Origin of the sequence: Polynucleobacter sp. UK-FUSCHL-C3 (assembly GCF_040409815.1) — a bacterium.
GTDB lineage: Bacteria > Pseudomonadota > Gammaproteobacteria > Burkholderiales > Burkholderiaceae > Polynucleobacter.
This window is the reverse complement of the sequence record NZ_CP099959.1, coordinates 734,002-748,786: the sequence shown is the minus strand read 5'-3', so window position 1 is coordinate 748,786 and position 14,785 is coordinate 734,002. Positions and strand designations below refer to the sequence as shown.

At 36.6% G+C, this 14,785-nt stretch carries 12 protein-coding genes; 2 read left to right on the top strand and 10 right to left on the bottom strand.

Annotated elements, in window-relative coordinates; translation table 11 throughout:
* The first annotated feature begins 164 nt into the window (after window positions 1-164).
* Together NKE59_RS03700 and NKE59_RS03695 are read left to right on the top strand one after the other, a co-directional pair.
* Window positions 165-524 carry a DUF6152 family protein gene (locus tag NKE59_RS03700; RefSeq protein WP_353439632.1) on the top strand — a complete coding sequence of 120 codons (360 nt, stop codon included), beginning with the start codon at window positions 165-167 and terminating at the stop codon, window positions 522-524.
* A 183-nt stretch (window positions 525-707) separates the two neighbouring features.
* Entirely contained in the window at window positions 708-1,208 is a 501-nt protein-coding gene (locus NKE59_RS03695) for a prepilin-type N-terminal cleavage/methylation domain-containing protein (RefSeq protein WP_353439631.1), read from the top strand.
* Here NKE59_RS03695 and NKE59_RS03690 read toward each other — a convergent pair whose 3' ends face one another.
* Genes NKE59_RS03690 through NKE59_RS03645 form a run of 10 tightly spaced genes read right to left on the bottom strand, consistent with a single transcriptional unit; the run spans window position 1,209 to window position 14,732 of the window.
* Window positions 1,209-1,610 carry a BLUF domain-containing protein gene (locus NKE59_RS03690; protein ID WP_353439630.1) on the bottom strand — a complete coding sequence of 134 codons (402 nt, stop codon included), beginning with the start codon at window positions 1,608-1,610 and terminating at the stop codon, window positions 1,209-1,211.
* Window positions 1,611-1,618: 8 nt separating this feature from the next.
* The gene (locus NKE59_RS03685) at window positions 1,619-2,446 is read right to left on the bottom strand and encodes a prepilin peptidase (RefSeq protein ID WP_353439629.1); all 828 of its coding nucleotides are present in this window, start codon (window positions 2,444-2,446) and stop codon (window positions 1,619-1,621) included.
* On the bottom strand, window positions 2,437-3,471 hold the full coding sequence (locus tag NKE59_RS03680) for a transglycosylase SLT domain-containing protein (protein ID WP_353439628.1): 1,035 nt from the start codon (window positions 3,469-3,471) through the stop codon (window positions 2,437-2,439). Before NKE59_RS03680 ends, NKE59_RS03685 begins: the two co-directional genes overlap by 10 nt.
* A 12-nt stretch (window positions 3,472-3,483) precedes the next feature.
* Window positions 3,484-4,716: a type II secretion system F family protein gene (locus NKE59_RS03675; protein WP_353439627.1), complete on the bottom strand. Its 1,233-nt coding sequence runs from the start codon at window positions 4,714-4,716 to the stop codon at window positions 3,484-3,486.
* Window positions 4,713-6,518, bottom strand: coding sequence for a GspE/PulE family protein (locus tag NKE59_RS03670; RefSeq protein WP_353439626.1), 1,806 nt, complete (start codon window positions 6,516-6,518; stop codon window positions 4,713-4,715). Before NKE59_RS03670 ends, NKE59_RS03675 begins: the two co-directional genes overlap by 4 nt.
* Window positions 6,515-8,101, bottom strand: coding sequence for a type IV pilus secretin PilQ (gene pilQ / locus NKE59_RS03665; protein ID WP_353439624.1), 1,587 nt, complete (start codon window positions 8,099-8,101; stop codon window positions 6,515-6,517). The genes NKE59_RS03670 and pilQ overlap by 4 nt, the downstream gene beginning before the upstream one ends.
* Window positions 8,098-9,228 (bottom strand): hypothetical protein, encoded by a 1,131-nt coding sequence (locus NKE59_RS03660; protein ID WP_353439623.1) that lies wholly within the window; start codon window positions 9,226-9,228, stop codon window positions 8,098-8,100. Before NKE59_RS03660 ends, pilQ begins: the two co-directional genes overlap by 4 nt.
* Entirely contained in the window at window positions 9,225-10,808 is a 1,584-nt protein-coding gene (gene pilM, locus NKE59_RS03655; RefSeq protein ID WP_353439622.1) for a pilus assembly protein PilM, read from the bottom strand. The genes NKE59_RS03660 and pilM overlap by 4 nt, the downstream gene beginning before the upstream one ends.
* Window positions 10,808-14,386 (bottom strand): VWA domain-containing protein, encoded by a 3,579-nt coding sequence (locus NKE59_RS03650; RefSeq protein WP_353439621.1) that lies wholly within the window; start codon window positions 14,384-14,386, stop codon window positions 10,808-10,810. Before NKE59_RS03650 ends, pilM begins: the two co-directional genes overlap by 1 nt.
* The gene (locus NKE59_RS03645) at window positions 14,361-14,732 is read right to left on the bottom strand and encodes a hypothetical protein (protein WP_353439620.1); all 372 of its coding nucleotides are present in this window, start codon (window positions 14,730-14,732) and stop codon (window positions 14,361-14,363) included. Before NKE59_RS03645 ends, NKE59_RS03650 begins: the two co-directional genes overlap by 26 nt.
* Window positions 14,733-14,785 lie beyond the last annotated feature (53 nt).

Sequence of the window (14,785 nt, the reverse complement as noted above, 5' to 3'; positions counted from 1 at the left end):
GTACTATAGTTTTGGCCTGCCCAGCACGATTCGAACGTGCGACCTACGCCTTAGAAGCTTTAATTTGGACGCTTGACTAAGGCTGACCTGTGCCCGATTATGAGGTCGCCATAAACTTTATTGCTAAGATCAATATATGGCGATTAAATTCAAGGAATAAAAAAATGAAACTGATCTTTTTGCTTCGTGGTCTTTTGTTGAGTCTTTCACTATTAGTTGCTTTGCCATCGATCGCCCACCATGGCTGGTCGGAGTATGAGCAGACTAAATTAATCAAACTCTCGGGAAAGGTCATACAAAATGGCTATGAACACCCGCATGGATTTATTAAGTTAAGTGCGGATGGCAAAGAATGGATTGCGGTATTAGCCCCACCCTTTCGGATGGAAAATCGGGGTTTACTCAAAACGGATATTGCGGATGGTGCCCAGGTCACTGTAGAGGGCTATGTGAATCGTAGTAAGCCAGATGAGATGCGAGCCGAGCGCATTACGGTTTCTAATAAGACGATTGAATTGCGTTAATGAGTTCCCAGCTCACGGGGTTAATCAAACCATAAAAAAACGTCTCAATAATTCCAATTAATTAAGTAAACTAATACAGTATTCGAAGGCAAGCAAAGAATAAAAGTCAATCTTTTTTGAAAAAAAACCTATATAAATCAATGGTTTATTAAATAAATCACAATTACTAAACTAAATAAAAAAATGCAAGAAAAACAAGAGGGTGAATCAGGTTTTACATTAATGGAATTAATAATTGTTATCGCAATTATTGGAATAATAACAACTATTTCTGTACCAATTTATAAAAACTATATAAATAACAGCAGAGATACAGCCATTGCCGCAAATGTAAAAACAATTACCAGCTATATCAATAGCGTATTTATAAGATGTAGTACAGGAGAAACAACTATAGCAATTTCTACATTTGGAAATATTGATTGCAGCGCGGCCGCACACCACGCAAACATAAGTCCAATGCTCACTATATTTTCAAATTATTTTGTTAATCAAGTCGGGACAAATTCGTACAACAAAACACTAGCAGGAATTCTAGTATCGGGACAAAGTCAACCAACGGGAACCATATCTCTAGATTATGGAAGACCAGATCAATGTGACGGAAGTCGTTGGTGCATAAGAGTTATTGGCTGGCAATCGACTCAAACAACAGTTAATTTAATTTATTCAGATAAGTGGTAATTAAACCAAGTTGGATATTGATATAAATTTACTTATGAGCATTGAATCTGGGCAATTAACAAAACTATCTAAAAATTCATGATCAAATTTACCATGGTTATCAACCATAGTTTCGCTATGAATTGCTAATAACCCCCAGTCCTTAAATTTTCTTTCCAAAATATCAGCAAAAAATATTTCACTAAAGTATTGATGCCGATTATCTTTTTTAATTTTTTGGTATAAGAAATATATATCAGAATCATCACCCTCAATCCATTGAAAAAAATAATTCTTATGATAAATAAGTAGCCCTGAAATATTTTTTAATTTATTTCTATTTGAAAATTCCCGAGAAATCGCATCTATTTCAACTGCTTTAAATAAAGAAGTTGCTACGCTTCGATAAACTAGTGCTTTCATTTTGAAATTCAAATATTAGTGAACAGTTTAGATAAAAAAATTAAACCAGCAGAAATACATAAGGGAGGTCCAAATGCTAGCCTAAGTTGCCAAACATCTTGATTCGTAGATTTAAATTTAGAATAAATAATAACAATAATTCCCAATAAACTTGCTAGGAACAAAAATAGAGGAAACAAATCAAAGCCAATCCAGCAAGAGAGGCTTGCTGCCAACATTGGGTCGCCCTCCCCAAGAACATCCTTTTTTAAGGCTATGACATAGAAAAGGGAGATCCCTTTTAATATTAAATAAATTATAAGAATTGTATAAATTGAATTTTCAATATTAAGACCAAATAAACCAAAAAGAGACGCAAATAATCCAAACCATAAAACTAAATAAGTATATTGATCCGGAATCAAAAGATACTTTAAATCAAAGTGAGTAATCAAAAAAATAAGGCTAAAAAAAATTAAAGCAAAGAATTGATGCTGCAATGAATCGGGAAACTTAATGTAGATTAATAAAAAAATTAAAGAAAAAATAAATTCAGATATAAAAATTGAAGGGGATATTTTATTTTTACAATGGGAACATTTGCCCCCTAAAACAAAAAAGGATACTAATGGTATATTAAAAAACCAAGGAATTTTTACTTTACAATGATCACATCTGGAGTAAGAATTACAAAAAAAATTCTTAAGTGAAATTCGAAGATAATTTTGGTATCTCATAGTTTTTGAATTTGAGATCAAAATGTGAGAATTCAAAAGAAAGCGTTCTACGCGCAGTGATGTAGCATGTATAAAAGACCCCCAAACTGCTCCCAGAACTAAAACTAAAATTAGAAGCATGAAGAATCTAACTTTTTTGAAGACATTCTAATTACCATGCCAACTTTTAATTTTCCATCACGAACATAATTCTTATTTATTAACAACTCATCTTTTCCTAGTAATTTAGATAACGAAATAACAGTATCGGTACTTTTAATAATATAACTTGTTTGGTATGAATCGTCAAAAAAACATTTATTTTGCTTACTCTTTACAACCGTCTTCGAATTAGATTTTACGTTTACGTTATGCTGGTAATACTTATTGAAATTCTCAGTAGGAACAACATAAAAATTTCGATGAAAGCCAATGGGGTTTAAGAAACTAGAAATTTTATTATTGTTATATAAAATATCATTTAAATTATCTTTTTTTGTTACTGTCATCAAATAATGCACATCTGGATAAGACCATATTGGGTGACTAAAGTTTATAGTTTGTAAATTGTTGTTTATACGATAGAATTTTCTAATATACGATTTTGTCTCCTCTGGTAAGTTCAAAAAAAAATCATCAGTATTGTTAAACTTTTTTAATAAGCGATCAACATTTGCACCGCCCCAGTTATACGCAGCTAAAACGATCGCTAAGTTTCCAAAATATTTCTCATCCAGTATCTTTATATGACGAACAGCAACCATAGTTGATAAATATAGATCGTGTCTGTAGTCGTAACTATTATGATAAAAAATACCTCCGTCAAAAGCCGTGCTTGGCATGAGTTGCCAAACACCAGATGCCCCAGCAGAAGAAACTGCTGTTGGTAAATTTGAACTCTCTATTAACGGGATAAATGCATAATAGCCAGGAATGCCCTGTTGATTTAATGCCTCTGAATAATATTTAAGCAATGGTATAGCTGAAATTAAGGAACTTATCTCTTTATCAATTTGGATTTTTTGTAAAGATGAATATCCGAGATCTCTTTCAAAGCATAAAATATTTTTGCAAACTGGAAAATCATTAATTATTTTCGCCATAAGCGAACCAAAAGCAACATGAGGATATGCCAATAAAATTATTAGCAGCAACTTTTGAACCATGATTAATTAAGACTAATTTAAACCAGATCCCATACTAAATATTGGGAGATACATAGCTACAAGAATAAAACCAATAGTTGTCCCTAAAAATACAATCATTACGGGCTCAAGTAGTTGAGATAGGCGGTCGACAGAACCATCAAATTCTTCCTCATAATATTTAGCAATGGAAGCCAGCATATCGTTTAACTTACCTGTCCGCTCACCAACACCAATAAATGCTTTGAATGTCTCTGGAAAGCGATTATCTTTTTTTAAGATTGCCTCTAATGACATTCCAGAAAAAACATCACGCTTCATATTTTCAAGCGCCTCTTTGAGAAATTCATTTCTAATAGATAATCTAGAAATTTCAATAGCTTCAATTAAGCCAACGCCCGCAGAAACTAAATTAGATAAAACTGTTGCTATTCTTGCAATCGCTGAATTTCGAATTAAATCCCCAAAAACAGGTAATCTCAGTAATTTTTCATCAACTTTTCTTTTTAAAGTAAGATTACTATTTACTTTTTTCTTGAAAAAAATAAAGCCAATAAATAATAAAATCACAAAAAGAATAGCAAAAGGACTTCGAATCCAATTGCTTATGTTCATAATTATTTGAGTTGGCAATGGTAATGCTTTTCCCATGTTGCTATACATTTCTGCAAACACGGGCACAACAAAAGTCATCATGACAATAATTACGCCAATAGCAACTACCAAAAGGATAATAGGATATGTTAGCGCACTTCTGAGTGAAGACATGATCTTTATCTTTTTTTCAAGACTTTGACAAATCTTATCTAGAAATTTTTCAAGTGATCCACTTGATTCTCCAGCTTTTATGAGATTTAAATAAACACTATCAAATGTATCGGGATAGCGTTCAAATGATTTTGATATTGAAATACCAGAATTTACTTCCTCAACAATTGAAGATAGTATTTTCTTTATGCCTTCATTTTCAGATTGATCTCTCAACATCTCCAATGCAGGCACTATCGGAAGTCCTGACGAAAGCATTGCAGATAATTTTCGAGTAAAAAGTAATAACTGCTTTTCTGATATTTTATTTTTACTTGAGAATAAAGTTAATTTTGTTTTAGTTTTTACTTTTACTATCTTTGGTGATTCATCACCAAATAAATCTGTGATGATGATGTTTTTCTCTTTCAATAAAAAAACAGCCTCATCTCGTGTTAAAGCTTCAATAACTCCGCTTTCGAATTCGCCAGCTTTTAATCCTTTCCACAAATATTTCATGAGGTCTCTACTGGAACAACTCGTAAAATTTCATCTATAGTTGTTAATCCCTCATAAACCAGATCCCTAGACCGATCAATCATCGGGAGGTAGCCTTCTTTTTTAGCAAATTCAACAATATCCTGTTCACTAGAATCCTTATTAATTAGAGCTTTAATACCAAATGAAATATTGAGAACCTCATGTACGGCCATTCGCGATACAAATCCAGTCCCGAGGCATTTTTGACAGCCATCACTTTTCTTCAATAAATGTCGAAGATTAACATCAAAGAGAGGGTTATTTGATATCTCATCTAGCTCATTTGGTCTATAGGGGCGGATACAATTTTTACAATTAATTCTCACCAACCGTTGCGCTACAACACAAGTTAAGGCGTTAGAAACTAAATAGCGTGGTAGCCCCATGTTAATTAATCTGGTAATTGCACCCACAGCACTATTTGTATGCAATGTACTTAGTACTAAATGACCAGTTAAAGCTGCTTTTGTCGCAATATCCGCCGTTTCAGCATCACGTATCTCACCGACCAAGATAATCTCAGGATCTTGTCTTAAAAAGGAACGTAATGCTGAGGCAAATGTTAGTCCTATCTCTTCTCTAACTTGAACTTGCCCGATCCCAGATATAGAATATTCCACAGGATCCTCAGCAGTTAGTATATTTACATCATTTTTATTTAAATGATTAATAGCTCCGTATAATGTAGTTGATTTACCGCTGCCTGTTGGCCCCGTTACCAATACCAACCCTTGGGGTGCTTCTATAGATTTTTGAAAGATAGCTCGTTGGCCGTCACTAAAGCCAAGAGAATTTATATCTAACGATAAAGAGGATTTATTTAAAATACGAATAACAACTCTCTCGCCAAATGATGTTGGTACGATGGATATTCTCAAGTCAACATCAATCTGATTTTTTTGAGAAATATAGTTTGCACCCCCATCTTGAGGAAGCCTTCTCTCAGCTATGTCCAAACCAGATAATATTTTTATTCTAGAAACTATTGCTAAAAAGTTTTTAGAAACAAAAGGTTGAAATTCCTCGGGGGTAAATAAAGCGCCATTACGGCGAAAACGTACCCTAGCTTCGTTTTTATGCTGTTCGAAATGAATATCACTTATTTTTTGAGTAATTGCAGAATCAAAAATCTCATTTATACCCGATATAACATCTCCTGTAAGAGATTTTACAACTTTCGTATTTTTTTCATATTTCTTTGAATCATTTTCATGATTAAGACTGTGATCTACCGAGCCTGTTTTAGATGTTAAATTACTATTAATGGATGGATTCAAACTCTCATTTGACTTCTTAACAGATTCATTTTGATTAATGCCATCATTTACGATCCCCAACTTTTCAAAGTTTAAAAGTTCATTTTTTAACTTTGAAAATGGAACAAAAATAGCTTCTGCCTTAGCCCCCACTAAAACAGAAAGGTTTTTTAATGAATTTAAAGAAGAAGGTGCCGCTAAGGCTATTAAAAACTTATTATTCTTATCTTCGACCGGTAATAAGAAATTTTGTACACAATATTTCTTAGGAAATTTATTATCAACTAATTTTGTATCAAATTCCTTATTTGAATTAAAGCCATATCGATCTGCTAATTTTTTAATAAACTCATTTTCATTGATTAACCCATCTGCTTGAATAATTGAATAAATATCTTGATGAGTCTCTTTAGAATGTTTTTGTGCCTGAATAAATTGATCTGCAGAGATGATATTTAACTCTAAAGCTAGAGAAGCTAGCTCGGCAGAAAGTTGATTACAAATACTAGAGAACGCTGATTTCATATCTCAGCTGGTGACAAGAAAATGAATAACTGACGACGTTCATTTCCTTGCGCAGTACTTTTAAACAAGTTACCAATTAAAGGTATGCTACCTAAAATTGGTACTTGGGTATCCGTAGATGAAGCTGTGGAAATATTAATACCTCCTATCATTGCAATTCCTCCATCACGAATAAGTAATTTTGTCCTTACCTCACGCTTATCAATTGCTGGTGGGTTGGTTGCATAGTTAGGAGAGTCTTTGTTGACAACTACCTCAATATAAATATTTCCATCCCCAACGATTGATGGCTTAACATCGAGCTTAAGAGCTGCATCTTTAAACTCATATGTTATTTGACTTGGACCAACTCCTGGTACTGGATAAGGTATTTGTACGCCATCTGTAATGGATGCTTGCTCATTATCAATGATAAATAACCTCGGATTAGAGACAATCTTTGTCAAGCCATCTTTTTCCATAGCAAGTAACTCAGCTTTGAGTTGACCTGTGCCGGTTGCCAATAAAAATCCAAGACCACCAACTGCTGTTGTAGCATTTCCACCGCTTACGGCAGTTCCTATGCTTGAACCAGTACCCGTTCCAAGCACCATGCTAGATTGACTGGTAGCGCCCTCCCCCAATACGCCAGATAAAGATCGGGGTTGACCTCTGGAATTTGTCCCAGCGGCATAAATGCCTAGTCTAACTCCTAGTTCTTGCTGAAAATTATCACGCCCTTCAACGATATAGGCCTCTACCATTACCTGTTTAGAAGGTTTATCTATATGCGATACCGTCTTCTTAATCCAATCAATATCTGCAGCCGAGGCTTGAACCACAATCGAATTTGTTCTAACATCTACTGTAAATGCTGCTCTAGCAGATTGAGCTTGAGCGCCGACAGCAGCACCAGCACCCGGTCTTGCTTCGAGTCCCAAAAGCATTTCACGTAACATTTTTGAAACGGTATCTGCCTTTGAGTAAAAAACTCTAATCACAGCTGTATTTTTTTGTTCAAGACCCTGGCGTACCCTCTGCTCTTCGAATCTTTGTGTCAATAATTTTTTTACTGTGTCGCTTCGTTCGGCAACAAATTCAATCGAATTAATTCTTACCGACTTACCATCATCTGATATTTCAGCTACTAGCCGTTTTGTTGCCAAAACAATATCTACAATATCCTTCCAGGCCATATCTTTAACCTGTAAAGAAACTTCGCCGCTAACATCTTGTCCAACATAAAAATTAATACCATTTAACTCCCCGACTAAAGCAAAAAAATCAGCGATAGAAACTATTGCGAAGTCAGCGCTAAACTTATCTGACTTCCAGGTCGGATAATTGAAAATTGTAGGGTCGCTATGCGATTTAACGCTAAATAAGTCTTTCGATCTTATTTCTTCAGGGGCAGGTCTTTCGTTTTTTGTAAGACCACGAGTATCAATAGGATCTACTTGTCTCGTTTTTGCAATAATTTCTCTTACATCATCAGGGCTTTTTGGAACAGATGACTTATCTAACTGCCTGTTTGCGAGTCCAGCACAACCAGAAAGGATCGTTGTTAAGAAAATAGCAATAAAAAAATTAAAGTTTGTATTCATCTTATTTGATCGCCGATCTTTACTCTTACTTCTTTTCCTTCATTACGGATAACAATACTATCTGAATTAACCCTAACTAGTATAAGATTTTTAGAAATCTGACCACCTAAATTAATAATAGAAGTAGTGCCATCTGAAAGTTGAAAAATACAAGCTGATTTTTTATTTGATGCCATACACCCAGTTACATATAAACCATCGTTACTTCTTACAGGTAAGGCTCTGGTGGCCCCACTGACTGATGAGCCCACACCACCAGCCGGAAAGCCACCTGTTGAAACTCCTGCAGGTCCAGCAGGTACAAAAAAAGGATTTATTTCAGGCGCCATAGGTTCATTACCTGACCTTTGAGGTGGCGATGGAGACTTGGGGGTTAATTGTTGATCATTATTATTAGGGCGCGGCGTAAATTGAACTTGCTTGAAATCTTTTCTATTAGCAAACCTCAAAAGGCTATCACCATCATCATAGACTTCGTCAATCAAAGGAAAAAAGCTTACTTTCGTAGGAGTGGGTGTAGTGAAGTTCTCAAATTTTGGTGGAGTCACAAATTTAAATGTTGTCGTTAATATCAAGGTTCGCCTTGTTGGCTCCGCAGTTATGCCGATCGCTTTTATGTCCATAGAAGCTGAGTAATATCTTAGTTCAGTAAGCAACATACGGATACCGCCATATCCACCTTCAGCCTCTATGACAAAAACATCTGGGGCTTGACTTCCCGCTGAAGAAACTTTAGTTACGACCATGCCAGAGCGCTGTATCGACTCGGAAATTAATCTCAACAAGTCCGAAGATGTCTTCGGTGCTAGCTTTGCTTGCTCCAAAGACAGGCTATTTTGCTTGTAAATATTAGTCAACTTTTGAGCCGTTAAATTTATCTCTTCCTCTGTTGTCAATATTTTTTCTGATAACTCATCATGTTGTTTACTTAATGACCATTGGTTAAGTAAATTACCGAAGCCAACCACCACCATAAATATAGAGAATAAAACGATCCCAACTAATTTTCGATCAGCCTTACCCAGCAAACCATCTAAAGAAAAATTAGGGGCGCCTTTAGCACCACTATTCGCCTTAAAAGAACTTATTTGGCGTTTAATTTCATTTGCTATATCTGTAAATTTCATTTGAGCACCATCACGATCTTACCTAATTGTTGATCCCTTTTTCCTGATTCTAATTCAATTCCCTCTAATTTAGCAGCACTAATATCAGGGTGTTTATTTAAAAGAGCAACAACGTTAGAAAACTGAGAGGCATCTTTTGCCATCAAAATAAGTACAGATGGGGTTTCGTAATTTAATTTTAATTCTTTAACCATTACTGAACGAGGAAGTCCATTTAAAAAACGAAGCCCTAAAATACGTTCATTTCGAGCAGCCCTTTGATTAATAAATGACTGCATATTTGTTAACTGTGTATCAACCAGTGTTTTCTTTTGCTCAAGCTCTTGATACTTTTTTGTTAATTCAGTTACTTTGTCCGAATAACTGAACATAAAAGAAAAAACTACTGACAATGTAAAAACAAAAATTCCGATGGCAGAAAATAAAATTCCGATTTTCTTCGCAGAATCGCTAATCACAACCTTTCTTTTTTGCTGGTCTAAACGCTCTTCACGATTGGGCAAAAGATTGATATTTGAAACTGCAGTTACAAATTTATAATACCCAAAAACATCCAGTCGCCTACTGGCCAACCCAATACTAACTGCTTTACTCGATTTATTTTTATCAGCCTGGATATTAGCTTTTAAATTTTCAGGCACCAAAATTGTTTTAATAGGATCCAGAATTTCAATCTTGAAATCAGGCATTGCTTGTTTAATCTTAGTTAAAACTAAATCGGCATTTGATAGTGAACTTGCAAATTCAATTACATTGATAGTATTTCTTCCGCTTTGAATAAAAAAAGATTGAATTGCTGCCCTAATTTGATCAGACAATCGAGTAAATACATAATCTAAATTATCAAACTGTCCAAGTTGTATTAATTGGTTGTCATCCTCAGATAAGAATATGTCATAGATAAATGGCAAATTTCCATCTACTATAACTAAGTAATTTTCATCACCACTAAGCTCTAAAAAAGCATTAAGCTGATTGGGTGCCTGCTCACCACGCGTTCGTAATATATTCCGAAGAGCAAAGCATCGGACGTCCACAACTAATGCATCTAAACCAGCGCGAGATAATAGCTCTACCGTGTTATCAATTTCACTCTTTTTTGAGGCAACAAAAAGGATGGACATTTCATTTTTAGCCTCATTCTTACTGACGACTTGCCAAAAAACAGAATATTCACTTAGCTCGGAAGGGAGTTGAATTGTGCTCTCCCAAAGGGAGCCATTTTCAACCGCCTGTTTAAGCTCAAAATCCTTTAAAAGCGGTATTTTAACAACCTTTACAATTGCAGCAGTTATTGGTAAAGAAACAGCGCACTTATCAGTATTAAATTTATTTTCTTTTAGTAATTGCTGAATAACGCGAACCTGCTCAATTTCTAGAGCCTCTGTATCTTTTATGGACGATTCAATTGCGCGTGATGCAAATTTTGAAAGAACCCATGATTCACCAGATTTATCTAGCTGCGAAATCCTAACGTAATGATGTGAAAAATCTATTCCTAGGACAGGAATTTGATCAGCAGCTTTTTTACTAAATTTTTCTTTAAATTTAGCTATCAATCCATTATTAAAATCCATCATTAACGCTTTCTTTGCTTTCCATACACCGTTAAGCTACCACTCGATGAGGTACTGGTAAAGTTCCCTTTTCCAGAAATTAAATTATCTGTCCGATTAAATCCACCCGCTAATGATTCTGATCCTGCATTCCCAGATACCCCAATAAATACAGCATCTCCAAAGACACTAATTCCACCTATCATAGCATTTGAAAAACAAGAACTATTTTTTGAATAGCCACAAGCGGCATCTCTTTCAAAAAAACAAGAATTACCCATAGAGCACGCACTAGAAGTTTGTGGTGCATAAATACCAATCAACGCTGAAGAACCGTATTGAACAATTCTCGAGGCTAACTTACCATAAGTCATGGCTATAGTTGCCCCGGACTTTGAAACACCATTCAAGCTATTAATCTGTAATTTCCAACCTGCTGAAGTGCTAGGTAGCGGACACTGAGCAGATGATGAAGCTGTGGATCCTAAACTGGCTGTAGTCAATACTGGTGAAGAAGACATCAAAGAAGCTTCAGAATTTTGAATAGAATAAATATAGTTATCGGGACTTGTGCCAGCGATTGCAAGTCTGTCCATATCACCAGTGCCAAAAATGATATTAATATCATCAACACCTTTTCTAGAAGTGTTTCTTGAAATCGATATGGGCATAGTAATTAGCCTATCATTCGTAACAGTTGTTTCAGAATTAAAAATAGTTCTCGGACTATTTGCCAAGTTAACAGCTCCAACACTTGTTCCCGAGAAATCTGCAGTCTGAAGAACGCCATTTGAATTCGGAATAAACATTTCCACTCCGTAACGACCCTTCATACGCTCTGACCGACCGGATTCAATCACCTCCACATCTGTTGAAATATCGTTTTGGGGAAAACTTGCAAAACCGGTCAAGCTAGTCCATGGCCCAACGGTGGTTCTCTCCACCACAATTCCTGAATCATTGCCATCAATGTCTATGTAATAAATTACATTTCCAGATGCAATTTCAGTGCCTGTGGTTCCGGCACCCAAAATTAAAATGGGTATATACCTACTAATTAAATCTGACATAAACGCAAATACTGGGGAGGATGTTGTATAAGCCAAGGAACGATAAGAATAATTTCCTGTATCAGTAGAGTTATGTTGAGATTGATTTCCGTTTGCATCCCAGCGGTATAAAACCCACTGACCACCTTCATAAACATTATCTATCGAAAAAATATGTTTTGGCACATCTGGATTGGTTACATCGATCACCGTAACAGCTCTTCTGCCTAGCCCGTATGTAATAGCGACATAGGTCTTCCATTGACCATCGACATACAGATCGCGAGCACTTAATGTTCCATCAATTCCATAAATGGATACGCTTGTTTTTTTTCCAGTGCTTGGATTGGTGCTGGGTAGCTCACTAAGCTTTCGCAACATTGGCGGTGGAATAAAGCCCCATAGCTCGGTTCCAGTCTTTGCATCAATGGCATGCAAAACGCCGCTATTGGAGCCTGCCAAGACAATTTCACGACGATTTTTATAAGACGCATAAAAACGGGCATATGAGCCTGGGTCTCTAGCCTCGTAATAAACCTCCGCCCCAGCAAAACTAGAATCAGAAGAAATACTTGACTTTGGAACGCCTATAAAAATAGGACGAGAATGAAAAATATCTTGTAACTTCCAGCGAGTGTCTGAGGTTGAATTATTACTATTTTCATCATATGCATCAAACCCCCTAACAAAATTTAACAAAGTGGTTGCATCTGTATCGGTCACAACATTGTTAGGGCCGAAAATTGCACTCTTTAGGGAAGTAGGAACATAGCCAGAAAGAAAGTTGTTAAACCCAGTATTCGCTGGGAGTGGTAGGTTAGGGGCAACCGTCCACAATTTTCTTGAGTTTGGACTAGTAGAGTTCAAATTTGCACCGAATTCCCATAACAAGCTGGAAGGGGTCAAGCTTGAGCTTAATGTATATGCTTTTAGATACCCTTTCCACTGGCCAGTTGAGTTGTACTCAAAAGTCGGCTGAATAACCAAGTTACCAATTTGGGAACTAGGCATTACCGTTGGTGCTACCGAGGTAAATGAAGACGCCAGGGCAACATAGAGAGCTTGCTTTAAACGATCCTTTAGCTGTGCACTGTCGTTTGCATACATCGGACTGGTGGGTGATGATTTTCCTGCAATCGATAGGCTTTGATAATTAGCTGTATTTCCAATCCCATTTCCAAAACCAATCGCGTATGTTTCAATGCCTCTTGTACTGTAAAGAGTAGATGCGATATTATTTGCCAGCGATGCATTGGACCAATCACCATCACTAATTACAATGATAATTGTTTTTGAGCAAGTCGACGCATTCGAGCTAAAGGAGGAACTAGATAGATAACTGCTCGCCGCCTGCATCGCTCTATATAAATCAGTTCCTCCATACGGACTCAAAGCGCCTTGCAATACACTCAAAATTTGGGCATTAGAGGAAGGGCCAATATCCACCCTTCTAACTGCGTTGCTGTCCCATGTCATAAGGCCAAAATATGCCCGCTTATTAAACTCTGAATCCTGTAAGACATCTCTAATTACCTGTTTAGCCACATCAAGCCGTGTCATGGTGGTAACAGTAGGGCTATAAGTATCTGTTTGAAGATTATTAGTATAAACATAGACTTGCGGAAGTGAATTCGCGAAAGAAATAATATTAGTATTTAGGGGAGAAATCGTCAGGGCATAAGAACTATTAAATACGCCTGTACTAATGATTGTGGTTGGCACAAGAGTTGTTGCATTAATTCTCGTTATAGATCCAGGGGTTATGCCATAAAATAAATTGGGGTTCACCGAATCAATTGCCAGCTCTGTATATTGGGTAAGGGTAACTTGTGTAATTACATTTGCCCCCGGTACAAAACGATAGGTCCCATAGCCACTTGCGCTGATATAGTAATTACCGCCCGCAAAGGCACAGCCCATAAACGAAGAATTTGTTGGTCTTCGGGTGCTTAGGGGGGAGGTTCTGGTAAAAGCATATTTTGGTGAGACGCCATTTGTGGCCAAATTAACAACAAAGTGGCCTGTTGCGTCTACTAATACAACCGTATTATTTTGATTGTTGTAGCATATTTGATCCATGAAACTACCGGCATTACTTACGGTGAGTGTTTTTTGCACAACCCCGGAATTCGAATAAACCACAAGATAGCGTACAGTTCCGCTTCTAAAAAGAGCCAGCATTGATCCACTCGCACCGCGTTTGAGGGCAAGTGGGGCGCCAAGGCTTGGAATAAAACTAGTCTGTAAAGTGCCATTAGAACTAATTAAAAATCTACCATACGCAGCGTCGTAAAGCCATAATCTACCATCGGAGGCATATTCCGCTAGATTTACCTGTGAGCCCACTTGCAAGCCCCCTTTGGCAGGAGTGGAGACATTACCTTGAACAGTGGCACTCATACTGCCTGAGGTATCTAACATTAAATAAATGTTTGCTGTTGCGGCTCCCCCACTTATTCCTTGTGGAGGCAACTTAGCAAAGCTATTGCTTGCGAAAATAGTAATGAAACTTAGACAAGTTAGAAGCTTAATTTTCATTTGGGCGACCCCCATAAAAAATCTCCTCTTGAAAGCCATAACCGGTCTTGGTTACTGCATACCCTAATTGACTAGAAATCCTTGGGATTGAGACAGGATAAAAAAATGCAGCGTTATCTTTTTGATATTGTTTATTTAAAGCCAATCGATCAAGAGAGTCTAAAAAAAGAATTAGATTTAACTCTCTACTAAAAACCATTAATTTAAACTCTCTAACAAGGCCCAATTCAGCACGTAAATACACTAGGCCAGGACCAAAAATCGAGCATGGGCCGTCGATGGGTGAATCGATCAGCATGGTGCCATCACCCTGCCCTTGCAGACGATTTGAAAGCCGAGGTGGCTCACTATTAACTTGCATATACCAGGCCAGGCAGTTTTGTAATTCAGCAGAATAGCAATTGCTAGCAAAAA

Bases quoted from the DNA above. Each gene is read 5' to 3' on its own strand.
- NKE59_RS03650 (WP_353439621.1), bottom strand. From the start codon at position 14,386: ATGGGGGTCGCCCAAATGAAAATTAAGCTTCTAACTTGTCTAAGTTTC.
- NKE59_RS03680 (WP_353439628.1), bottom strand. From the start codon at position 3,471: ATGGTTCAAAAGTTGCTGCTAATAATTTTATTGGCATATCCTCATGTT.
- NKE59_RS03660 (WP_353439623.1), bottom strand. From the start codon at position 9,228: ATGAAATTTACAGATATAGCAAATGAAATTAAACGCCAAATAAGTTCT.
- NKE59_RS03685 (WP_353439629.1), bottom strand. From the start codon at position 2,446: ATGCTTCTAATTTTAGTTTTAGTTCTGGGAGCAGTTTGGGGGTCTTTT.
- NKE59_RS03670 (WP_353439626.1), bottom strand. From the start codon at position 6,518: ATGAAATCAGCGTTCTCTAGTATTTGTAATCAACTTTCTGCCGAGCTA.
- NKE59_RS03690 (WP_353439630.1), bottom strand. From the start codon at position 1,610: ATGAAAGCACTAGTTTATCGAAGCGTAGCAACTTCTTTATTTAAAGCA.
- NKE59_RS03675 (WP_353439627.1), bottom strand. From the start codon at position 4,716: ATGAAATATTTGTGGAAAGGATTAAAAGCTGGCGAATTCGAAAGCGGA.
- pilM (WP_353439622.1), bottom strand. From the start codon at position 10,808: ATGATGGATTTTAATAATGGATTGATAGCTAAATTTAAAGAAAAATTT.
- NKE59_RS03645 (WP_353439620.1), bottom strand. From the start codon at position 14,732: ATGCAAGTTAATAGTGAGCCACCTCGGCTTTCAAATCGTCTGCAAGGG.
- pilQ (WP_353439624.1), bottom strand. From the start codon at position 8,101: ATGAATACAAACTTTAATTTTTTTATTGCTATTTTCTTAACAACGATC.
- NKE59_RS03700 (WP_353439632.1), top strand. From the start codon at position 165: ATGAAACTGATCTTTTTGCTTCGTGGTCTTTTGTTGAGTCTTTCACTA.
- NKE59_RS03695 (WP_353439631.1), top strand. From the start codon at position 708: ATGCAAGAAAAACAAGAGGGTGAATCAGGTTTTACATTAATGGAATTA.